Origin of the sequence: Pseudomonas sp. NFACC16-2 (assembly GCF_900119205.1) — a bacterium.
GTDB classification, from domain to species: Bacteria; Pseudomonadota; Gammaproteobacteria; order Pseudomonadales; family Pseudomonadaceae; genus Aquipseudomonas; species Aquipseudomonas fluorescens_Q.
Window position 1 is genome coordinate 24,771 of record NZ_FPIX01000046.1, and the last position, 19,941, is coordinate 44,711.

The window sequence follows — 19,941 nt, forward strand, 5'->3', positions numbered from 1 at the left end:
GATCATTGGTCCTGTGCTGGCTTCGGCGCGCTCGCCAGGGCCTGCAACAGCGCTGGGTCCTTGATCGCCTTCATGATGATTTCTTCGGCGCCGGTCTTGCCGTCCATGTAGGTCAGCAGGTTGGCCAACTGGGTGCGCGCTTCGAGCAGCTTGTTCAGCGAGTCGACCTTGCGGGCCACGGCCGCCGGGCTGAAGTCGTCCATGCTTTCGAAGGTCAGGTCCAGGCTCAGGTTGCCTTCGCCGGTCAGTTCGTTGGGCACATGGAACGCCACGCGCGGCTGCATGGCCTTGAGGCGCGAGTCGAAGTTGTCGACGTCGATCTCGAGGAACTTGCGATCAGCCACCGCTGCCAGAGGCTCGGCGGGCTTGCCGGCGAGGTCGGCCATTACCCCCATGACGAAGGGCAACTGGACCTTTTTCTCGGCGCCGTAGAGCTCGACGTCGTACTCGATCTGCACTCGAGGCGCGCGGTTGCGCGCGATGAATTTCTGAGAACTTTGCTTCGCCACGTTGCTGCTCCTGGTCGCTTGAGCGACGGTGTTGGCGTCATCGGGGGTACCGGTGACGTGACTGCGTGATCCGTTCGCTTTTTATTCGCTGTCTGGGCCGCGCAGGTTTTCAAATTGACTCATGCCGTCGGGAATCAGGTTGCGCACGATGGCCGCGAAGTCGGCGTGCACCAGATTCTTGGCCCGGTTCAACAGCACCGGCAGCGGGCTGGAGGGCTCATGACGGGTGTAGTAAGCGAGAATCCGGTCCAGGCTGCGCAGCACGTCGTCGCGGTTGTTGATGTCGCCGCTGACGGTGCTGGTGCTGTTATTGGTGTTGCGCGGTGAGCTTGTGACATTTGCATGCTCGATGGGCGCTGCGCTGTTGTCGCTGACGGAATCGGCCTGGGCGCTGTCGCCACTCTGCGGGGCGAACTGGCCGAGAATCTGCAGGGCCATCTTCAACGGTTGCTTCAACGGGCCGAGGTCCACGCCTTGGGCGGAACCGACCTGGTCGCTGACCTGCTGTTCGATGGTTTCGGCGGCGCTGCGGGCTTCCTGCAGGGCGGCACGGATGATTTCCAACTGTTCGGGATCGCTGTCGAGCAAGGCCCCGGCGAGCTGTTCGGCACCGAGGTTCTCATCCGGGAAACTTTGCAGGCCGCTGGCGTTGGCGGCGGCGCGCAGGCTGACGGCGCCGAAGGTCCGCGAGCGGACCAGGATGCTTTCGCGCAGCAAGCGAATGGTGACGTCGGACGTCAGGCCGGCGAGGGCATTGATGCGCACAGTGGGGTCGTTGTCGTCATCGGCGTCCAGGCGCGGATGCAACTCGGCCCAGTATTGCTTGAGCAGTTCGCTGATCAGCGTCAGCACACGGGCCATGCCCGGCAGGCCTTCGAGGGCCAGGGAGCTTTGCAACAGGAAATGGGTGATACGCAGGTCTTTGCTGCGTTGCAGCAAGTCCAGGCTCTGCTGCTGGATGCTGCGCCATTCAGGAGGCTCGGCAGGCAAGATCGAATCGCCCATGCTGCGCTCGGGCTGGCCCCGGGAGTCGCGTTCCAGGCGCAAGAAATCCGCGTCATATTCCAGATCTTCACCGCACGGCGAAGTCGCGGAAACGGCGGCGAGCAACAAAGGCACATCCACTTGGATCGATCTCCCTATCACCCGCTGAAGAAGTCGGGCAGTTCACACGCAAGTTTCGGATGAAACTCGCATGTTCCTTGACGGTAATGGCCTTTTAAATCCTAAGTGATTTTAAAGTGCCATCATCTATATTCAAGAAGTTGTGCATTTTTGGTGTAGTACTTATCGCTTGTCAAGGTAAGCTATTTCACCAGTGTAGCCCCTCTGTAACAGTTGTGATGCGCTTAACAGCCTGCTCGACCCATCGGTCGAAGCGGCAACTGACGTGGGGTTTTTGTCATGCAAGCCGGTTATGATCAGCAATCATGCTGGCAAAAAGCCGTTTCGCGGTGGTTGGCAAGGTTGTTGGTGGGTAGTCGGGGCTTCAATCCTCACTTCACCCGCCCGCGCGCGAAGTATTCAGCAAGGAGGCAAGATGCCGCTGTGTTTGACTATCACTAGTTATCACAAGATTACCCCGGGCCAGTGTTCTGAAAAGTCTATGGATCAGGGGGTGATGGCAATTGGCCGTAATTCCGATAATGACTGGGTATTGCCGGACCCTGAGCGTCTGGTTTCCGGCAAACATTGCGTTATCCAATACAAAGATGGGCGTTATTACTTAACCGATAACAGCACTAATGGTGTGGAATTGGTCAAGGCCGGTGTTCGCCTGCGCAAGGGCAACAGCGAACCCCTGCAAGACGGCGAAGTGATCCGCATCGGTGATTATGAAATCCAGGCGCGCGTCGATTTCAGCCTGCCAGTCACCGACAGCAATCCGTTCGCCGAATCGCCCAGCACTTTCGAGGCCTTGATGGGGCGCCAGGGCGCCGCGGTGCATGCGCCATCGCCGATTCCAGTGGCTGCGCCTGCGCATTTCCAGGGCGGGTCGGCCATGGACACCCTGCCGGACCTGTTCGATTTCTTGAGCCCGAGCAGTGTCCCGCCGGCCACCCAGCCTGACCATGTGCCGGCCGAGCAGCACAACTTCCGCCCGCCGACGCCGATTCCCCAGCCGAGCCCGCCGCCCGTGGTGGCGCCGGTGATACCGCCGTCTGCCTCGATGATTCCGGACGACTGGGACCCCTTTAGCGACAAGCCGGTGGCGGTGGCCCCCCAGCCCGTGACCCCGCCGCCTGTGCCGCTGCCGCCAGTGGTTGAGCCGGTCGCGACGCCTGCCCCGCAGGCTCCGCTCGCCGACATCTTTGCTGAAATCAGTGCACTGCCGCCGGCCCCCGTGCCTGAAGCACCGGTGACCCGCGTCGAGCCCCCGGTCGCACCTCCGGTTGCTCCGGTTGCTCCGGTTGCTCCGGTTGCTCCGGCTGTCCCGGCTGTCCCGGCCGAGGCCGCCCAACCCGACTTGCTGCAAGCCTTCCTGCGCGGTGCCGGGCTGGACCAGTTGCGCCTGGACAAGGCCAACGCCGAAGCACAGATGGAAAGCATCGGGCGCAGTTATCGGTTGATGGTCGAAGGCCTGATCGATGTCTTGCGCGCCCGCAGCAGCCTCAAGGGTGAGTTCCGCATCCAGCAGACGATGATCCAGCCGGTGGAAAACAACCCGCTGAAATTCGCCCCCAACGTCGATGAGGCCCTGTTGTTGCTGTTGCGCCACGGCAATCAGGCGTTCATGGCCCCGGACGCGGCGGTGCGTGACAGTTTCGATGATTTGCGGGCCCACCAACTGGCGGTGATGGCCGGTGTCGAAGCGGCCATCAAGCATTTGCTGGGGCGCTTCGAGCCGGCGCAACTGGAAGAACGCATGGCCAAGCCCGGTGGGCTCTCGGGTATTTTCAGCGGCTCGCGGCAGGCCCAGTACTGGCAGCAATTCACCGAGCTCTACAGCAACATTTCCCGGGAAGCCCAGGAGGATTTCCAGGACCTGTTCGGTCGCGAGTTCAGTCGCGCCTACGAAGAACACAGCACACGACAGCGACGCCGTTGAGCGGCGCCGTCCTATAACAATATTGATCAGCCAACAACGGATAGCTCAAACGTCATTGAGGACGCAGGATGATTCCCAGGTTTTTACTCGCAGTCGCCACCGCGCTTCTGCTGACGGCGTGCGCCAAGGATGCGGCCAATCCCCAGCCCGAAGAAGCTGAGGCCGACACCGCCGCCATCGAGTTGCATTTCCATGCCATTGCCGGCCTCAACCCCGGTGCCACCGGCCAGCCGGCCCCGGTCCGGGTGCGCATTTTCGAACTGAAAAATGCCGCGACCTTCGGTCGTGCCGATTATTTCGCCTTGGCCGAACGGGCCCAGGCAACGCTGGGCGCCGACCTGCTCGACCAGGACGAGGTGCTGGTCCAGCCCGGCCAGCAATTGAGCCTGCAACGCGACCTCGATCCGGCCACGCGGCATATCGGAATACTGGTGGGCTATCGCGAACTGGACCAGTCGCTGTGGCGCACGGTGATGAATGTCCCGGCGCGCGAATACACCGAATACCAGATCAGCCTCGATGTGCGCGCCGTGCGCAGCGCCGTCGTCGTCCCCCCATCCAGCCCTGCCCAATAAGCAATCGGAGCCCCCATGTCCTGGAACAATCGCGTGGTCTGGTCGGAAGGCATGTTCATTGGAACGCAGCACTTCCAACAGCATGACCGTTACCTGGAAAACCTCATCGACGCACGCAGCCGCCCGTTGTCGGCCGGCGCCTGGGGTTTTTCCGAATTGCTGATCGACCAGGGCCTGCTGGCCCAGGGCAAGCTGGCGATCATCTCGGCGCGCGGCCTGTTGCCGGACGGTACGCCCTTCAACATTCCCCAGGATGACCTGGCGCCCACCCCGCTGAACGTCGATGACAACCTGCGCGATGGCCTGGTGTACCTGGCCCTGCCGCTCAAACGCGCCGGCGCCCGGGACACCGTGGACGAAGGCGAAGACCTCGGCGCTGCGCGTTATGTAAGCCAGGTGTGCGAAGTGCGTGACGACAACGCACCGTTCGAAAACCGCGCACCGGTGGCCCTCGGCTCGCGGGCGCTGCGGTTGCTGACCGAACAGGATGGCATCGGCGACTACGCCGCCATCGGCGTGGTGCGCATCAAGGAAAAACGCGCCGACCGTGCGTTGGTGCTCGACGACGCCTACATCCCGCCGCTCCTGGATGTCATCGCCTCCAAGCCGCTGGCGGCGTTTCGCAGCGAACTGCTGGGCCTGCTGCATCAACGCGGCGAAGCCTTGGCCGGGCGGGTGGTGGCGTCCGGTGCCGGTGGCGCCTCAGAAATTGCCGATTTCATGCTGTTGCAACTGGTCAACCGCGCCCAACCGCTGATCCAGCACCTGAGCCAGTTGAGCCCACTGCATCCCGAGCGCTTCTACAGCGAACTGGTGAGCCTGGCCGGGGAGTTCTCCACGTTCACCGCGTCCGGGCGACGACCGCAGCCATACCCGCCTTACCAGCACGATGACCTGGCGCTCAGCTACGCGCCGGTGATGCAGGCCCTGCGCGAAGCCCTGTCGATGCTGATCGACAGCAAGGCGACGCCGATTCCGATTGTCGAGAAAGCCTACGGCATCCACGTGGCGATGCTGGCCGACAAGACCCTGCTCGATAGTGCCAGCTTCATCCTGGTGGTGCGCGCCGACGTGCCGGCCGAGACCCTGCGCGGCCGCTTCGGCCAGCAGAGCAAGGTCGGTTCGGTGGAGCACATCCGCGATCTGGTCAACCTGCAACTACCGGGCATCGGCCTGCTGCCGTTGCCGGTGGCGCCACGGCAGTTGCCGTACCACGCCGGCTCCACTTACTACGAGCTCGACCGGGGCAGCGATCACTGGCAGCAGCTGAGCAACTCTGGCGGCTTTGCGTTTCACATCGCCGGCCAGTTCCCAGGGCTGAACCTGGCCTTCTGGGCGATCCGAGGATAAACCGCGATGAGCAACGACGATCGTACCCAGTTCATGCCGACGCCCGGTGGCCGTGGCGCCGATCCATTCCGCCCGGACCCCGGCCGTCCGGATCCGGGTCGTCCACAGCCTGCGCCACTGTCGATGCCGGCCGCGCCGGTCCTGACCGGCAAGGCCGAGGGACTCAACCCGTTGGAAAGCGCCGCCGGCCCGCTGTTGGCCCTGCTGACGCGCCTGCGCAACACCATCGCCCACCCGGCGCCGGCCAGTTTGCGCGCACAACTGCTGGCTTACCTGCGCCAGTTCGAAGAGCGCGCCGAGGCCGCCGGTGTGGTGCGCAACGATGTGTTGCTGGCCCGCTACGCCTTGTGCACCGCGCTGGACGAAGCGGTGTTGAGCACGCCGTGGGGCGGCACCAGCGATTGGGGCAAGCAAAGCCTGTTGATCACCGTGCACAACGAAGCCTGGGGCGGCGAGAAGGTGTTCCAGTTGCTGGAGCATTGCCTGCAAAGCCCCCGCGAGCGCCTGTATCTGCTGGAGCTTTTGTACCTGTGCATGTGCCTGGGTTTCGAAGGGCGCTACCGGGTGATGAACGACGGCCGCAGTCAACTGGAAGCGTTGCGTGAGCGCACCGCCGCCGTCATCCGCAGTGCCCGTGGCGATTACGAGCGCGAGCTGTCGCCGCACTGGCGCGGTGTCACCGTGGCCCGGGATCGACTGGCGCAATTCATGCCACCGTGGATCGCCGTGGCCATCGGCGCGGCCTTGCTGCTGGCGCTGCTGTTCGGCCTGCGCATGAAACTGGCCTCCGATGCCGAGCCAGTGTTCAAGAACATTCACTTCCTCGGTGAAATCCCGGTACAGACCATCGACCGCCCCGTGGTGCAGCCGAAAGTGGTCGAGCGCCCACGCCTGGCCGGCTTCCTCGCCGATGAGATCCGCGCCAACCGGATTGCCGTGGAAGACGCCGTCGACCGCTCGGTGGTGACCATCCGCGGCGACGAACTGTTCGCCTCGGGCAGCGCCAGCATCAAGGACGATTTCCAGCCGCTGATGCTGCGCATCGCCGATGCGGTGCGCAAGGTCAAGGGCCAGGTCCTGGTCACCGGCCACAGCGACAATCGGCCGATCGCCACCCTGCGGTTCCCGTCCAACTGGGCGTTGTCCGAAGCGCGGGCCCAATCGGTGCTGCAAATTCTTTCGGCCAAGACCGGCCAGCCCGAGCGCTTCAGCGCCGAAGGCCGCAGCGACACCGAGCCGTTGGCGTCCAACGCCACCCCAGAGGGGCGTGCGCGCAACCGTCGGGTTGAAATCACAGTATTGGCGGAGGGAGTCGAGTGAAGGCGTTTTTCAGTTTTATGACCCGCTGGGTCATCCCATTGCTGGGGCTGATCGCCCTGAGCCTGATCATCTGGTTCGTCGGCCCGCTGCTCGATTGGCTGGTGCCTGAAGGCCGCCGCTGGGCCTTGATCATCCTGGTGTTCGCGGTGTGGATCGCCTACCGGGTGTTTCGCATCATCCAGGCGCGCCGTCAGGCCGCCGAAGTGATGCGCAGCCTGGCCGCGCAAACCCCACCGGACCCGACCAGCATCGCCACTGCCGAAGAGCTCGAAACCCTGCGCCAGCGCATGGACGAAGCCTTGGCCCTGCTCAAGAAAGCCAAGCTGGGCGGTGACGAGCGTCGTAATCTTTACGAGCTACCGTGGTACGTGATCATCGGCCCGCCGGGTTCGGGCAAGACCACCGCGCTGGTCAACTCCGGGCTGCATTTCCCCCTGGCCGCGCAACTGGGCGCCGGTGCCGTGCGCGGTGTCGGCGGTACGCGCAATTGCGATTGGTGGTTCACCGACCAGGCGGTCCTGCTCGACACCGCCGGCCGCTACACCACCCAGGACAGCGACGCGACCATCGACAAGGCCGCCTGGCTGGGCTTCCTGGGCCTGTTGAAAAAACAACGGGCCCGGCGCCCGATTGACGGGGCGTTCATCGCCATCAGCCTGTCCGACCTGCTGTTGGGCAGCGACGCCGAGCGTGCCGCCCATGCCGCCGCGATTCGCTTGCGGATCCAGGAGCTGTACACCCAATTGGGCGTGCGCTTCCCGATCTACCTGATGCTGACCAAGCTCGACCTCGTGCCCGGGTTCATGGAGTATTTCGACACCCTGAGCAAGGAAGAACGCGCCCAGGTCTGGGGCATGACCTTCGCCCTGGACGATGGCAAGAGCAGCGACAGCCCACTGGCGCACCTGCAAAGCGAATTCACCGGCCTTGAGCAGCGCCTCAATGACCGCTTGGTGGAACGCCTGCAACAAGAGCGCGACCCGGCGCGGCGCGATCTGATCTACGGCTTCCCGCAGCAGTTCGGCGCGCTGAAAGATTGCCTGCAGAGCTTCCTCGAAGGCGTGTTCAAACCCAACGCCTTCGAAGAGCGCGTGTTGCTGCGCGGTGTGTATTTCACCAGCGGCACCCAGGAAGGCAGCCCGATCGATCGCCTGATCGGCTCCATGGCCCAGAGCATGAACCTGGACCGTCAGCACCTGGCGCGCCAGACCGGCACCGGGCGCAGCTACTTCATCGAAAAACTCTTCACCGCCGTGGCCTTCGCCGAGCGCGGGCTGGTGGGCGTCGATCCGAAAGTCGAGCGGCGGCGCAAGTGGATCGCCCGCGGCGTCCTGGCCTCCACCGTGGTGTTGGTGCTGGTGGTCAGCACCTTGTGGTGGGTCAGCTACCGCGCCAACCAGGCCTACATTGCCCAGGTCGATCAGAAGGTCGCGCCGTTGGGCCAAACCGTGCAGAACCTCAGCCCGGCGCAACGCGACGTCCTCGCCGTGTTGCCATTGCTCAACGCCGTGAAACACCTGGCCGACGACGCTCCGAGCTGGGCCGAAGGCCTGGGCCTGTACCAGGGCGACATGCTCGAAGCCGAGTCCGGCAGCGTCTACCGCAAGCTGCTGATCGCGGTGTTCGCGCCACGCCTGCTGACGCGCATCGAAGAGCAGCTGCACAGCGGCGGCAACTCGGATTTCCTCTACGAAGGCTTGAAGGCCTACCTGATGCTCGCCGACACCGAGCATTACGATGCCGACTTCATCAAGGCCTGGATCGCCCTCGATTCGGACCGCAGCCTGCCGCGAGACTTGCCAGCCGAGCAGCGCCAGGCCCTGACCGCGCATTTGCAGGCACTGTTCGAACGCCGTCCGCCCCTCGCGCGCCTGGACCAGCGTCTGGTCGAAGACCTGCGTCGCCAGTTGCAGCAATTGCCGGTGGCCCAGCGGGTCTATGACCGGATCAAGCGCCAGAAACTGCCCGACGGCATCCCGGACTTCCGCATCAACGAAGCCGCCGGCCGTGACGCGGCGCTGGTGTTCAGCCGCAAGAGCGGCAAGCCGTTGGGCGAGCCGCTGAGCGGGTTCTTCACCGTCAAGGGCTACCGCCAGGGCTTCTTGCTCACCAGCCTGAGCCAGACCGGCACCCTGGCCGAAGAGCAGTGGGTGCTGGGCTTCGAGCAGGCCGATCAGCAGAACGTCGCCAGCCTGGCCGCCGATGTTCGCCGCCTGTACTTCCAGGACTACCTGCGCCAATGGGACGCCTTACTGGCCGACATCGACTTCGTGCCGATCACCAGCGTGGCCCAGGCCGCCGATGTGCTGCGGGTGATTTCCGGTCCGACCTCGCCGTTGAAAAAACTGTTGGTGGCGGTGGCGAAGGAAACCGACCTGCAACAGGATGAACGCCTGCTGGCTGCCCAGGGTGCGCCGGTAGAAGGCGGCGTGGACAAACTCAAGGAGCGCCTGGGCAGCTTGCTCGGCCAGGAGCAGTCGACGCCAAACGCACCGGCGCAAAGCGATGACCCGATCACCGCGCACTTCGCCGAGCTCAACAGCATCGTCAGCAAAAGCGAAGGCGAGCCGGCGGCCATCGATGGCTTGCTGGCCGACATGAACGCTTTGTACGTGCAGGTCAGTGCCATGGTCGGTGCCAGCGGCGACGCCTTGCTCGGCGAAGCCAAGAACCAGGCCACGGCCGCCGCTACGCGCGTCAGCCTCAACGCCGAACGCCAGCCGCCGCTGGTGCAGGGCCTGGTCAAGTCGGTGGTCAACTCCACCACCAACAGCATGATGGGCGGGGTGCGCAACCAATTGAACGCCGCCTGGACCAGCGAAGTGGTGAACATCTATCGCCAGTCCCTGGCCGGGCGCTATCCGATGTCGCCAGGCAGTGCGCGGGACGCCACCCTGGATGATTTCGGCCAGTTCTTCGGCGTCGGCGGGGTGATGGACAACTACTTCCGCAAGTACCTGCAACCCTACGTCGACACTTCGACGCCGACCTGGCGCTGGCAGCCGGGCGCGGCGCAGAAGCTCGGCATCGCCCCTGGCGTGCTGCAGACCTTCCAGCGCGCGGCGACCATCCGCGATGCGTTCTTCCGTTCCGGTGGCACCCAGCCGATGGTGCGCTTCGAACTCAAGCCGGTGGCGATGGACTCGACCATCACCCAGTTCCTGCTCGACCTCGACGGCCAACAGTTGAGCTACGACCACGGCCCGAGCCGTCCGACCGCCATGCAGTGGCCGAACCCGGGCAGCATCGGCGTGGTGCGGATCTCGATCATGCCGCCGTCGTCCAGCGGTCGCTCCGGCATCACCCTGGACGGGCCATGGGCCTGGTTCCGGCTGCTGGAACAATCGGACCTGACCGCCGGCAACTCGCCGGACCGCTTCAACCTGCGGTTGCGGGTCGATGGTGCCAGCGCCTCTTATGAGCTGCGGGCCAACAGCGCCTTCAACCCATTCAAGGGCCGGGTGCTCAGCGGCTTCAACCTGCCGGAGCGGCTATGAGTACACCGGGCTTCTATGGAAAGTTGGCCAGCCGCGGGGATTTCGTCAGCCGTGGCTTGCCCCAGAGTTTTATCGGCCCGTGGGATTCGTGGTTGGCGGCGGGTTTGCTCGCCAGCCAGACCAGCCTCGGCGAGCGCTGGCTGGATGCTTATCTGGTCAGCCCGCTGTGGCGTTTCATGGTCGCGCCGGGCGTGTGTGGTCCGGAGGCCGCGGTCGGGGTGGTGATGCCAAGTATTGACCGGGTCGGCCGTTATTTCCCGCTGACTGTCGCGATGTTGCTGGAACCCGACGCGGACCCGGCGTCCGTGGTGGGCGGTGCGGACGAGTGGTTCGAGCGGGTCGAGAACCTGTTGCTGAGCACGTTGAGCGTGGAGGCCAGTTTCGAGGCGTTCAACGAACAGCTGGAGAGCCTGGGCAGCCCGATGTACCTGCCGCGCACGCCGAGCGGCCGCTTTGCCAGCCTGCATCGCTTCGATGCCACCGACCCGCAGCGGCGCACGAGCGCCCTGGCCGAGGCGGCTTGCGAAGGTGTGAGCCTGTGGTGGGGCCAGGGATCGGAGCGTATTGCCCCGGGTTTGATGCGCTGCCAGGGAATGCCGGCGGCGGCTGATTTTGCGCAATTTTTGCTCGGCCAAGAAGGTGTTGTGTAGATGCGTCCAAGTGCCGGAAAAGCAATCAAGTCTGCAAGCAAGAGTCATGTCGGGATGGTCCGCCAGGTCAACGAAGACGCCTGCCTGGACCTGCCGGAAAACGGCCTCTGGGTGGTGGCCGACGGCATGGGCGGGCACGCGGCGGGCGACTACGTCAGCAGCCTGATCGTCGACAGCCTGCGCGGCATTGCCGTCGGGCGTTCGCTGGACGAATACGTCGCGGCGCTGCAAAGCGACCTGCTGCGGGTCAACGCCGCCGTGCGGGAAGAAACCGCCAACCGTGGCGTGACGATGATGGGCAGCACCGTGGTGGTGTTGGTCGCCCGCGACCTGCGCGGCATGTGCCTGTGGGCCGGTGACAGTCGTTTGTACCGCTTGCGCGACGGTGTGCTCGAAGGCATCTCCCGGGACCACAGCTACGTCCAGGATCTGCAGGACAGCGGCCTGCTCAGCGAAGCCGAGGCGCGGGTGCACCCGCGGGCCAACATTGTCACCCGGGCCATTGGTGTCGAGGCGCAACTGAACCTGGCGCTGACCGAGCTGCTGCTGGTGCCCGGCGACAGCTACCTGTTGTGCAGCGACGGGCTGACCAAGACCGTCGAAGACGATGAGATCCGCGAAGTATTGAGCCACGACGAGCCCGGCGAAATCGTCAGCAGCCTGGTGTCCCTGGGCCTGATGCGCGGCGCGCCGGACAACATCACCGTGGTGGTCGTGAAGGTGCCGTCATGAGCTTGACCCTGAACATTGTCATCCCCGGCTACGACATCGAAGGGCCGATCGGTGAAGGCGCGATGGCCAGCGTGTACCTGGCGACCCAGCGTTCGCTGGAACGCAAGGTGGCGTTGAAAGTGATGGCCGCCGCGCTGGCCGCCGACCCGACGTTCTGCGAGCGTTTCCTGCGCGAAGGCAAGACCCTGGCGCGTCTGTCGCACCCGCACACCGTCACCATCCATGACATCGGCAACGTCGGTGAGCTGTATTACATGGCGATGGAGTACCTGCCCAACGGCACGCTCAAGGAACGCATCGCCGCGGGCCTGACGCCGGAGCAGGGCCTGACCTACATCCGCCAGATCGCCTCGGCCCTGGGTTATGCCCACGGCTTGGGCCTGGTCCACCGTGACGTCAAGCCGGCCAACATCCTGTTCCGCGCCGATGGCACGGCGGTGCTTTCGGACTTCGGCATCGCCAAGTCCCTGGACGACCGCACCCAGTTCACCCAGGCCGGTTTTGCCGTCGGTACGCCCAGCTACATGAGCCCGGAACAGGCCCGTGGGCAGGACATCGACGGTCGCGCCGACCTGTACGCCCTGGGCGTGGTGCTCTACGAAATCCTCGTCGGCAAACTGCCGTATACCGGCAACGATGCACTGTCCACGGCCCTGGCGCACCTGACTGAACCGTTGCCGGAGCTGCCGGTGCACCATGGCCGTTATCAGGAGGTGTTGCGCAAACTGTTGGCGAAGGACCCGGCGGAGCGTTTCCCGGACGCGGCGGCGTTGCTGCGGGCGCTGGATAACCTGCCTGAAGAGTCGTCGGAAGCGACGCTGATCCGGCCATTGTCGTTGCAACTGCCGACCACGTCGCCTGCGGTGGACGACTTGGCGGGTTTGACGCCCATGTCCATCGACATTCCCAGCGGCCCGGCTCACTCACCACCGCCGTCACAATCGCAGCCCAAGCCCGTTGCGCCGCCGATAAAACCGACGGTTCAATCCTCGGTGTCGGAGCAACGCAAGGGCCCGGTGTTCGCCCTGGCCGCCGTTGCGGTCGCCGTGGCGCTGGCGTTGGGTGGCGCGGGTTATTGGTGGTTGTCCGGTGATGACGGCAAAGCAGTGAAGACGCCAGTGGCCACCACCACCTCGGTCAAGCCACCGGAAGCGAAACCGCCGAAAGCCCCGGAAGTACCAGCGGTCAAACCACCCGTTGTCCCCGCGGCTCAGCCACCCGTGGCGACCGAGGCCGATGGCGGCCAGCGTCCGCTGTTGATGGCGGGCAAGAAAACCCTGTTCCAGCGCGTGCTCAGCAAACCGGGGGCGAAGCTCGCCGACGCGCCGGGCGCGGCACCGGGCAAGGCACTGCCGGCGTTTTCCGTGCTGTACGTGTATCAGCGCAAGGACGTCGACGGCGGTTCGTGGGTCCGGGTCGGTGCGGCCACTGACGGGCGCAGCGACGGCTGGTTGCCCGCCGCCCAGGTCAGCGACTGGAAGCAGAGCCTGGTGCTCAAGTTCACCGAACGTTCTGGCCGTGCGCCCGTGATGTTCCTGCGTCAGCCAGGCGACGTGGAAAAGCTCCTGGCTAACCCATCGGCGGCCAAGAACGTGTTGCTCAAGGCCCAGCAGAGCCCCCAGGACGACCAGCAAGTACTGGCCCTGGAGCCGGCCGCCAGCGCCGTGCCGCAAAGCCAGTTCTACCTGTTGCCGATCTTCGATTCCCGCGAGAGCCTCGATGAGAACGGCCAGCCGGTGCAGTTGCTGAATGTGGCGTCGATCGATCCGGGCAACACCCCCAAGGCGTCGAGCAACGCGCCGATCACCACCGCCAACGCCGACGCGTTCCGCACCGCCGTGGTGCTGGTAGTGGACACTACGGTGTCGATGCAGCCTTACATCGACCAGGTTCGCGACGTGGTCCACGAGCTGCAGACCCGCATCGCCGAGCGTGGCGAGTTGGACAGCGTCAGCTTCGGCATGGTGGGTTTCCGCAGCAGCATCAAGAAAACCCCCGGCCTGGAATACGTCGCCAAGACCCTGATCACCCTGGAACAGGGCCGCGACCCGCAACGCTTCATGGAGTTGGCGCGGCAGGTCAAGGCGTCCACGGTCTCGAGCCATTCGTTCAACGAAGATGCGTTTGCCGGGGTCATGGAAGCCGTCGAAGGCATGGACTGGTCCGGTTACGGCGGGCGCTTGATCCTGTTGGTCACCGACGCCGGTGCCCTGCGCAAGAACGATCCGTTTGCCGCCACGCAAATGAACGAGGCCGAAGTGCGCCAGGCGGCGCTGGGCAAGCAGATCAAGATCTACGCGTTGCACCTGCTCAGCGACGCCGGCAAGAAAACCCACGCCGGTGCCCAGAGCCAATACCGCACCCTGACCGCCGACGCCAACCCGCAGATCGGTGACCTGTACATTCCGGTGCCGGGCGCCGATGTGCGCAAGTTCGGCGAGCGTGTCGACGAGATCGGCTCGGTGTTCGCCAACCTGGTGCACCAGGTGCGCAGCAACAAGGCGCAAAGCGTGCCGCTGTTGAGCGCCGCGCCGAGCCTGGCGGATAAATCGGCGGCGGTCGGCTACGCGATGCACATGGACTTTTTGGGGCGTAAATCCGCCAGCCAGGCGCCGCAACTGGTCAGCGCCTGGACCGCCGACCGCGACCTGACCAACCCGGCGCTGCCGGCGTTCCAGGTGTGCGTGATGCTGACCAAGCTGCAACTCAACGACCTGCAGCAATCGCTGAAGCTGATCGTCGACGCGGCCCGCAAGACCCAGAGTTCGCCCAAGGATTTCTTCCAGGAAATCGCCAGCGCCAGCGCCTACATGAGCCGCGACCCGTCGGCCCTGCGCAAGGGCGGCAACCTGGCCGACGGCGGGATTCTCGGCGAGTACCTGGAAGGGCTGCCGTACCGCAGCAAGTCGCTGAACATGACCCAGGACTTGTGGCTGTCCTTGAGCGTGGCCGAGCAGGAAGATTTCATCGACGAGCTGGATTCGAAAATCCGTCTCTACGAAACCTTCCACAACGACCTGGCGAACTGGGTGCGCTTCGGCGATGCCGAGCCGGGTGATGCCTTGTACCGCGTTCCGTTGTCGACGCTGCCGTGATGCTGAACATGAGCGCCGTGCACAAAAGCCGAGGCGCCGGCAGCCAGCGCTACAGCCTGGTGATTCCACGGCTGCACTTGCGCGGCGGTGAACAACTGGCGGTGGTCGGCCCCAGCGGCTGCGGCAAAAGCACCTTGCTCGATCTGCTGGCGCTGGTGCTGGCGCCGGATCAGGCCGGGCGCTTCGACTTCACGCCCGCCAACACACCGCTGGACATCGCCAAATTGTGGCGTGGGTCGCAACAAGGCACCTTGGCCGAGCTGCGCAGTCGGCACCTGGGTTATGTTCTGCAAACCGGCGGCCTGTTGGGCTTCCTGGACGTGCGCGGCAACATCGAGTTGTCGCGAAAACTGTTGGGCTTGAAGGATGACGGCAGCGTGACGCGCCTGGCTGGGCAGTTGGATATTGCCGATCAACTGGACAAAAAACCGGCGGACTTATCCGTCGGCCAGCGCCAGCGGGTCAGTTGCGCCCGCGCCCTGGCCCATGGTCCGCGCCTGCTGCTGGCGGATGAACCGACTGCCGCCCTCGACCCGCTGAACGCCGAGCGTGTCATGCAGTTGCTGGTGGCCCAGGCGCGCGAGCACGGTGTGTGTTGTGTGGTCGCGACCCACGACGAGGCCCTGGCCCGTGCCAGCGGTTTGCAGGTGCGGCGCATCAGTTGCCGTCGCGATGTCGACGGCGGTGTCACCGCTACCCTTGGGGAGGCTTGCTGATGCGTGGCGCGCTGGTGGCTTCCCTGGCCTGGCAGGATTACCGCAACGATGCCTGGCTGTCGGCCTGCTCGGTGTTGGCGCTGGTGGCGGTGGTGGCGCCGCTGTTGGTGTTGTTCGGCCTGAAGTTCGGCCTGGTCAGCAGCCTGACCGAGCGCTTGCAGAACGACCCGGCCACCCGGGAAATCATCCCCTTGGGCGGCGGTCGCTTCAGTGCCGAATTCATCGAACAATTGAGCCAGCGCGGCGACGTGGCCTTTGCCTTGCCGCGCACCCGGCAAATCGCGGCCACGGCGGATTTGAGCAGCGATGCTTCGGTTGTCACGGTCGAGATGATTCCCACCGCGGCCAACGATCCCTTGTTCGAGCATTTGCCGGTGCCGCAAGGCCTGGATCAAGTGGTGCTCAGCCAGACCGCCGCCGAAAAGCTCGGCGCCAAGGCCGGCGATTGGGTGCAGGCCAGTTTCGGTCGGCAGGTGGCCGGTCGCAGCGAGGCGCAGCGCACGCGGGTTCAGGTGTCGCACGTGCTGCCGCTGGAAGCCTTTGCCCGGGACGGTTTGTTCGCGCCACTGGCCTTGCTGGAGGCGGCGGAGGATTACCGCGATGGCCGTGCCGTGTCTGCGTTCGGCTGGCCGGGCGATGCGGTGAGTGTGGCCGGGCAACGGGTCTACCCGGCGTTTCGTTTGTATGCCCGCAGCCTCGGCGACGTCGAGCCGCTGCGTCAGTATTTTGCTGGGCAGAACCTATTGGTCTCGACCCAGGCCCAGACCATCGCACAAGTGCAATCGCTGAGCCGCAATCTGTCGATCGTGTTCTGGATCATCGCCGGGTTGGCCTTGGCCGGCGCGTTCGCGGCGATCTTTGCTGGTGCCCTGGCGGCGGTCGAGCGCAAGCGCCGGGAACTGTCGGTGTTGCGCCTGCTGGGGGTTTCCACGGCGGCGCTGTTGTTGTTTGTGGTGTTACAGGCGCTCTACAGCGCCACTTTTGCTGCCCTGCTGAGTGCCGGGCTGTATGGCCTGGCGCAGTCGGGCCTGAATTATTTATTTGCACAGATGCCCGGCGAATACGCCAGTCATCTGTTGGTGCGTCACTACACCTTGGCCCTGGTGGCCGTGCTCGGCGTCAGCGCTGTCGCGGCGGCTTGTGGTGGCTGGCGGGTGGCGCGCATCCAGGCGTGTGAAGGAATTCGCGATGTATAAGTTATTGGGCGCCGCCGTGGCGCTGAGCCTGGCCGGTCTGGTCTGGGCTGATGAAAGCACGGACAAGCTGGACAACCCCAAGCCATTGCCCGACGACGTCAGCCTGCCGCTGCCGTGTGAAGGCCAGATGGTGTTCCGCTACGTCTACATCCTCGCCCAGGGCACCTTGGATGACCGTGAGATCAGCCTTGGCTATCCGTTCAGCGAAGGCGAGGCCGGCTATCAACAGTCGTTCATTTCTGGCTACCGGCGCGACTTCATCAACGGCCAGTTCACCCTCAAGGACCTGCCCAAGGACTGGAACAAGACCATCACGCCGTTGATGCCCAAGACCGACGCCAAGACGCCGCTCAAGCCGATGCTGTACTTCATTGGCAAGTACGAGGTCACGGCCCGGCAATACGCCCAGGTCATGGCCCAGGCGCAATCGCTTGCCAGTGGCGAAGCGGCGCCGGCCTGCGAAACCCTGCAAGCCGATTTGCCCCAAGGCGTGGCCGGGCGTTTGCCCAAGGTGAAACTGTCGAAGTTCGAGGCTGAGCGTTTCTCGGCGGTGTACAGCGCCTGGCTGATGAAGTACCACAAGGACCTGCTGCCGGTGAGCGGTCGCGGCACCTCCGCCGAAGACGGCGGGCTGGGTTTCGTGCGCTTGCCGACGGAAGTCGAATGGGAATTCGCCGCCCGGGGCGGGCAAGCCGTGAGCCGTCAGGACTTGGAAGGGCGCCTGTTCCCCCGGCGCCTGGAAGGCAGTGAAAGCGACGGGCCGCTGGCCGATTGGGCGGTGTTCAACCAGGTCGCCGGCGGCACTGGCCAGGCAGCGCGGCTGATGCCCATCGGCACCAAGCTGCCGAACCCGATTGGCCTGTTCGACGTGGTCGGCAACGCCGCCGAGATGGTCCAGGAATCCTTCCAGTTGGTGCACGCCGGTCGCCGCCAGGGCGCCTATGGCGGCTTCGTGGTCAAGGGCGGCAACTACCTCGAAGGCGAGGGCACGCTGTTCACCGGCATGCGCCGCGAATACCCGTTGTTCGCCGCCGACGGCACCGAACAAAGCAACGAAACCACCGGCTTCCGCGTGGCCGTCGGTGCCTTGTCGGCGCCACGTTCGCGCTACAAGGAATTGTTTGCCCAGTGGCAAAAAGAAGGCCGGCTCGCGTCGCTGACCGATGCCATCGACGACGCCGACGACCCGACCAAGCGCCTGGACAGCATCATCGCCGCCAGCGTCGATCCGCGCCTGCAAGCCGAACTGGGCCTGGTCAACGAAGAACTCAAGCGCAACGTCTCGCTCATCGCCCAGCAGCGCGAGGAAGCGGCGGGCAACCTGATCCAGTCGTCAGCCTTGGTGGCCGAGACCGTCAACAACTACAACATTCGCCTGACCAATCTGCAGAACAGCCGGCAAGCCGCCCTGGACGCCAAGGATGAGGCCAGCGCCACGCTGTTCGCCACGGCCATCGACAACGGCCGCAGTGCACTGGATGGCGCGGTGGCGATTTACATCGACAACCTGGCCACCGGCACGCGCTACACCGATGCCGTGATCCAGGCGCAGTTCCAACGCGTCAAGGAAGAGTTGGAGCGCAAGCCGGTACTGGGCAAGAGCCTGGTGGCGCGCGCAACGTTATTCGTTCGTCATGTCGGGGATTATCGTCAGCAAAAACGCGCCGACCCGGCGGCGATATTGAAGGAATTGCTCGCATCGAACGCTCAGCGGTCTTGAGTGTTCGTTGTCAGCGAGCTTGGAAGGGACTCAGGCGGCAATGGGGCTGCGCTGAGCTGGTCAACACTTAAACGAGAACACCACTATGCTTTTCTCCCGTAAACCTTTTGCTTCGGTTTCCAAGCGTCACTTGCTGATGGTCGCTGTCGGCTTCAGCACCGTACTGACCGGCTGCGCCACGTCGCCGACTTCCAAAGTCGCCTCGAGCACCAAGGTCGAGTACTACCCGAACTGCTACGAGCCGGTGCAGCACCTGCGCTCCACCGAAGGCAACATGACCAAGTCTGTGGTCACTGGTGCGGCCGTCGGCGCGGTCGGTGGTGCACTGCTGGGCGTTTTGACCGCCGATAAGGAAGACCGTGGCCGCAACGCCGCCATCGGTGCCGCGGGCGGCGCCCTGGCCGGTGGTGCAGCCGGTTACTACACCGAGCGCCAGAAGCAGATCGCCGATGACAACCAGCGCATCGCCTCCTACGCCGCCGACGTCAACAAAAGCGTCTCCGACATCGACCGCAGCACCGCCTACGCCAAGACGTCGCAGCAGTGCTACCAGAACGCGTTCAGCAAACTGGTTGCCGACCGCAAGGCCAAGACCGTCAACGATACCGAAGGCCGCAAGCGCCTGGCGGAAATCGTCGCTGGCCTGAAAGAGTCGAACGACCTGATTGTCGCGGTCAACGGCAAGGCCTCGGAAGATCTGAACAACTACACCCAGGCCTATGAGAAAGACCTGCAGCAGGTGGGTGTGCAGCGTACTGACGTGGTGACTGTGGCCACTGCTGATACTGCACCGGTCGTGGCGCCAACCAAGACAAAGAGCAAGACCAAGGTCGTCGCGGCGAAGAAGAAAGAGCTGCCGACCGTGCCGAAAGAAGCAGTGACCACTGAGAAAACCCTGCAGGCCGCCAAGGCCAAGCAGGATGAGAGCAAGCAGGTTGCCAGTGCGGGTACCACTCAGGTCAATAGCATGTGCAAGAATCCGGACCTGGGTGACTGGGCGCCGGTTCCTTGCCCGAATGTTTGATTGAGTGAGGGCTGCTGATCATTGGTCAGCAGCCAAAACTTGTGGGAGCCGGCTTGCTCCCACTTTTTTTGGGGCGGTGTACATATCCATTGCTGCGGTAACGGCGGCTGGCGGTTCCGCCCTTACGGCGTGTCACTTTTGGCAAACGCCCCAAAAGTAACCAAAAGGTCTTGCCGGGTATGACTCACCCACATGGGTTACAAATCAGTTCACGCACATAGGTAACAGTTTTTAACTGGCAGGGTCGATTTCGCGAGGATCTGACCATGCCCTGGAGAGAGCTGAAACCTATGGACCTCAAAGTGATGTTCATCGCTGAGTATCTATCCGAAAAGCACAGCTTTAGCCGGCTGTGCCAGGACTATCAGATCAGCCGAAAGACTGGCTACAAGTGGGTCGAGCGCTATGAGCTGGAGGGACCCAGTGGGCTCGACGAACGTAGCCGCCGACGGCACAACCAAACCTATGTGGTACCGCTGGTTGTGAGGCAGGCCATCATTGAGCTTCG

Annotated in this window: 15 protein-coding genes; 13 read left to right on the plus strand and 2 right to left on the minus strand. The window is 64.2% G+C overall.

Annotated elements, in window-relative coordinates; all coding sequences use genetic code 11:
* Positions 1-2 precede the first annotated feature (2 nt).
* Together tssB and tssA are read right to left on the minus strand one after the other, a co-directional pair.
* Entirely contained in the window at positions 3-509 is a 507-nt protein-coding gene (gene tssB / locus BT116_RS25715; protein WP_003206923.1) for a type VI secretion system contractile sheath small subunit, read from the minus strand.
* Positions 510-590: 81 nt separating this feature from the next.
* A complete protein-coding gene (tssA, locus tag BT116_RS25720; RefSeq protein ID WP_072348185.1) occupies positions 591-1,634 on the minus strand; it encodes a type VI secretion system protein TssA in 1,044 nt (347 codons plus the stop codon).
* 415 nt (positions 1,635-2,049) lie between these two features.
* On the opposite strand from tssA, the gene tagH reads away from it, so the two are divergent.
* The 13 genes from tagH to BT116_RS25785 all read left to right on the plus strand — a co-directional run.
* Positions 2,050-3,558, plus strand: coding sequence for a type VI secretion system-associated FHA domain protein TagH (gene tagH / locus BT116_RS25725; RefSeq protein ID WP_072348187.1), 1,509 nt, complete (start codon positions 2,050-2,052; stop codon positions 3,556-3,558).
* Between the two features lie 68 nt (positions 3,559-3,626).
* Positions 3,627-4,133 (plus strand): type VI secretion system lipoprotein TssJ, encoded by a 507-nt coding sequence (tssJ, locus tag BT116_RS25730; RefSeq protein WP_072348189.1) that lies wholly within the window; start codon positions 3,627-3,629, stop codon positions 4,131-4,133.
* A 15-nt stretch (positions 4,134-4,148) separates the two neighbouring features.
* A complete protein-coding gene (gene tssK / locus BT116_RS25735) occupies positions 4,149-5,483 on the plus strand; it encodes a type VI secretion system baseplate subunit TssK (RefSeq protein ID WP_072348191.1) in 1,335 nt (444 codons plus the stop codon).
* A 6-nt stretch (positions 5,484-5,489) separates the two neighbouring features.
* Positions 5,490-6,803: a DotU family type VI secretion system protein gene (locus BT116_RS25740; protein WP_072348193.1), complete on the plus strand. Its 1,314-nt coding sequence runs from the start codon at positions 5,490-5,492 to the stop codon at positions 6,801-6,803.
* Positions 6,800-10,300: a type VI secretion system membrane subunit TssM gene (tssM, locus tag BT116_RS25745; RefSeq protein ID WP_072348195.1), complete on the plus strand. Its 3,501-nt coding sequence runs from the start codon at positions 6,800-6,802 to the stop codon at positions 10,298-10,300. The genes BT116_RS25740 and tssM overlap by 4 nt, the downstream gene beginning before the upstream one ends.
* A complete protein-coding gene (tagF, locus tag BT116_RS25750; RefSeq protein WP_072348197.1) occupies positions 10,297-10,950 on the plus strand; it encodes a type VI secretion system-associated protein TagF in 654 nt (217 codons plus the stop codon). Before tssM ends, tagF begins: the two co-directional genes overlap by 4 nt.
* Entirely contained in the window at positions 10,951-11,682 is a 732-nt protein-coding gene (locus BT116_RS25755) for a PP2C family protein-serine/threonine phosphatase (RefSeq protein ID WP_072348199.1), read from the plus strand.
* Positions 11,679-14,777 (plus strand): serine/threonine-protein kinase, encoded by a 3,099-nt coding sequence (locus BT116_RS25760; RefSeq protein WP_072348200.1) that lies wholly within the window; start codon positions 11,679-11,681, stop codon positions 14,775-14,777. The genes BT116_RS25755 and BT116_RS25760 overlap by 4 nt, the downstream gene beginning before the upstream one ends.
* Positions 14,777-15,493 (plus strand): ABC transporter ATP-binding protein, encoded by a 717-nt coding sequence (locus BT116_RS25765; protein WP_072348202.1) that lies wholly within the window; start codon positions 14,777-14,779, stop codon positions 15,491-15,493. The genes BT116_RS25760 and BT116_RS25765 overlap by 1 nt, the downstream gene beginning before the upstream one ends.
* Positions 15,493-16,689: an ABC transporter permease gene (locus BT116_RS25770; protein WP_072348204.1), complete on the plus strand. Its 1,197-nt coding sequence runs from the start codon at positions 15,493-15,495 to the stop codon at positions 16,687-16,689. Before BT116_RS25765 ends, BT116_RS25770 begins: the two co-directional genes overlap by 1 nt.
* Positions 16,682-18,409, plus strand: a complete 1,728-nt coding sequence (locus BT116_RS25775; protein ID WP_072348206.1) for a formylglycine-generating enzyme family protein — start codon at positions 16,682-16,684, stop codon at positions 18,407-18,409. Before BT116_RS25770 ends, BT116_RS25775 begins: the two co-directional genes overlap by 8 nt.
* Before the next feature lie 85 nt (positions 18,410-18,494).
* A complete protein-coding gene (tagQ, locus tag BT116_RS25780) occupies positions 18,495-19,433 on the plus strand; it encodes a type VI secretion system-associated lipoprotein TagQ (protein WP_072348208.1) in 939 nt (312 codons plus the stop codon).
* A 266-nt stretch (positions 19,434-19,699) separates the two neighbouring features.
* Positions 19,700-19,941 (plus strand): helix-turn-helix domain-containing protein (locus BT116_RS25785; RefSeq protein WP_139271909.1); only part of this gene is annotated, 242 nt, incomplete at its 3' end.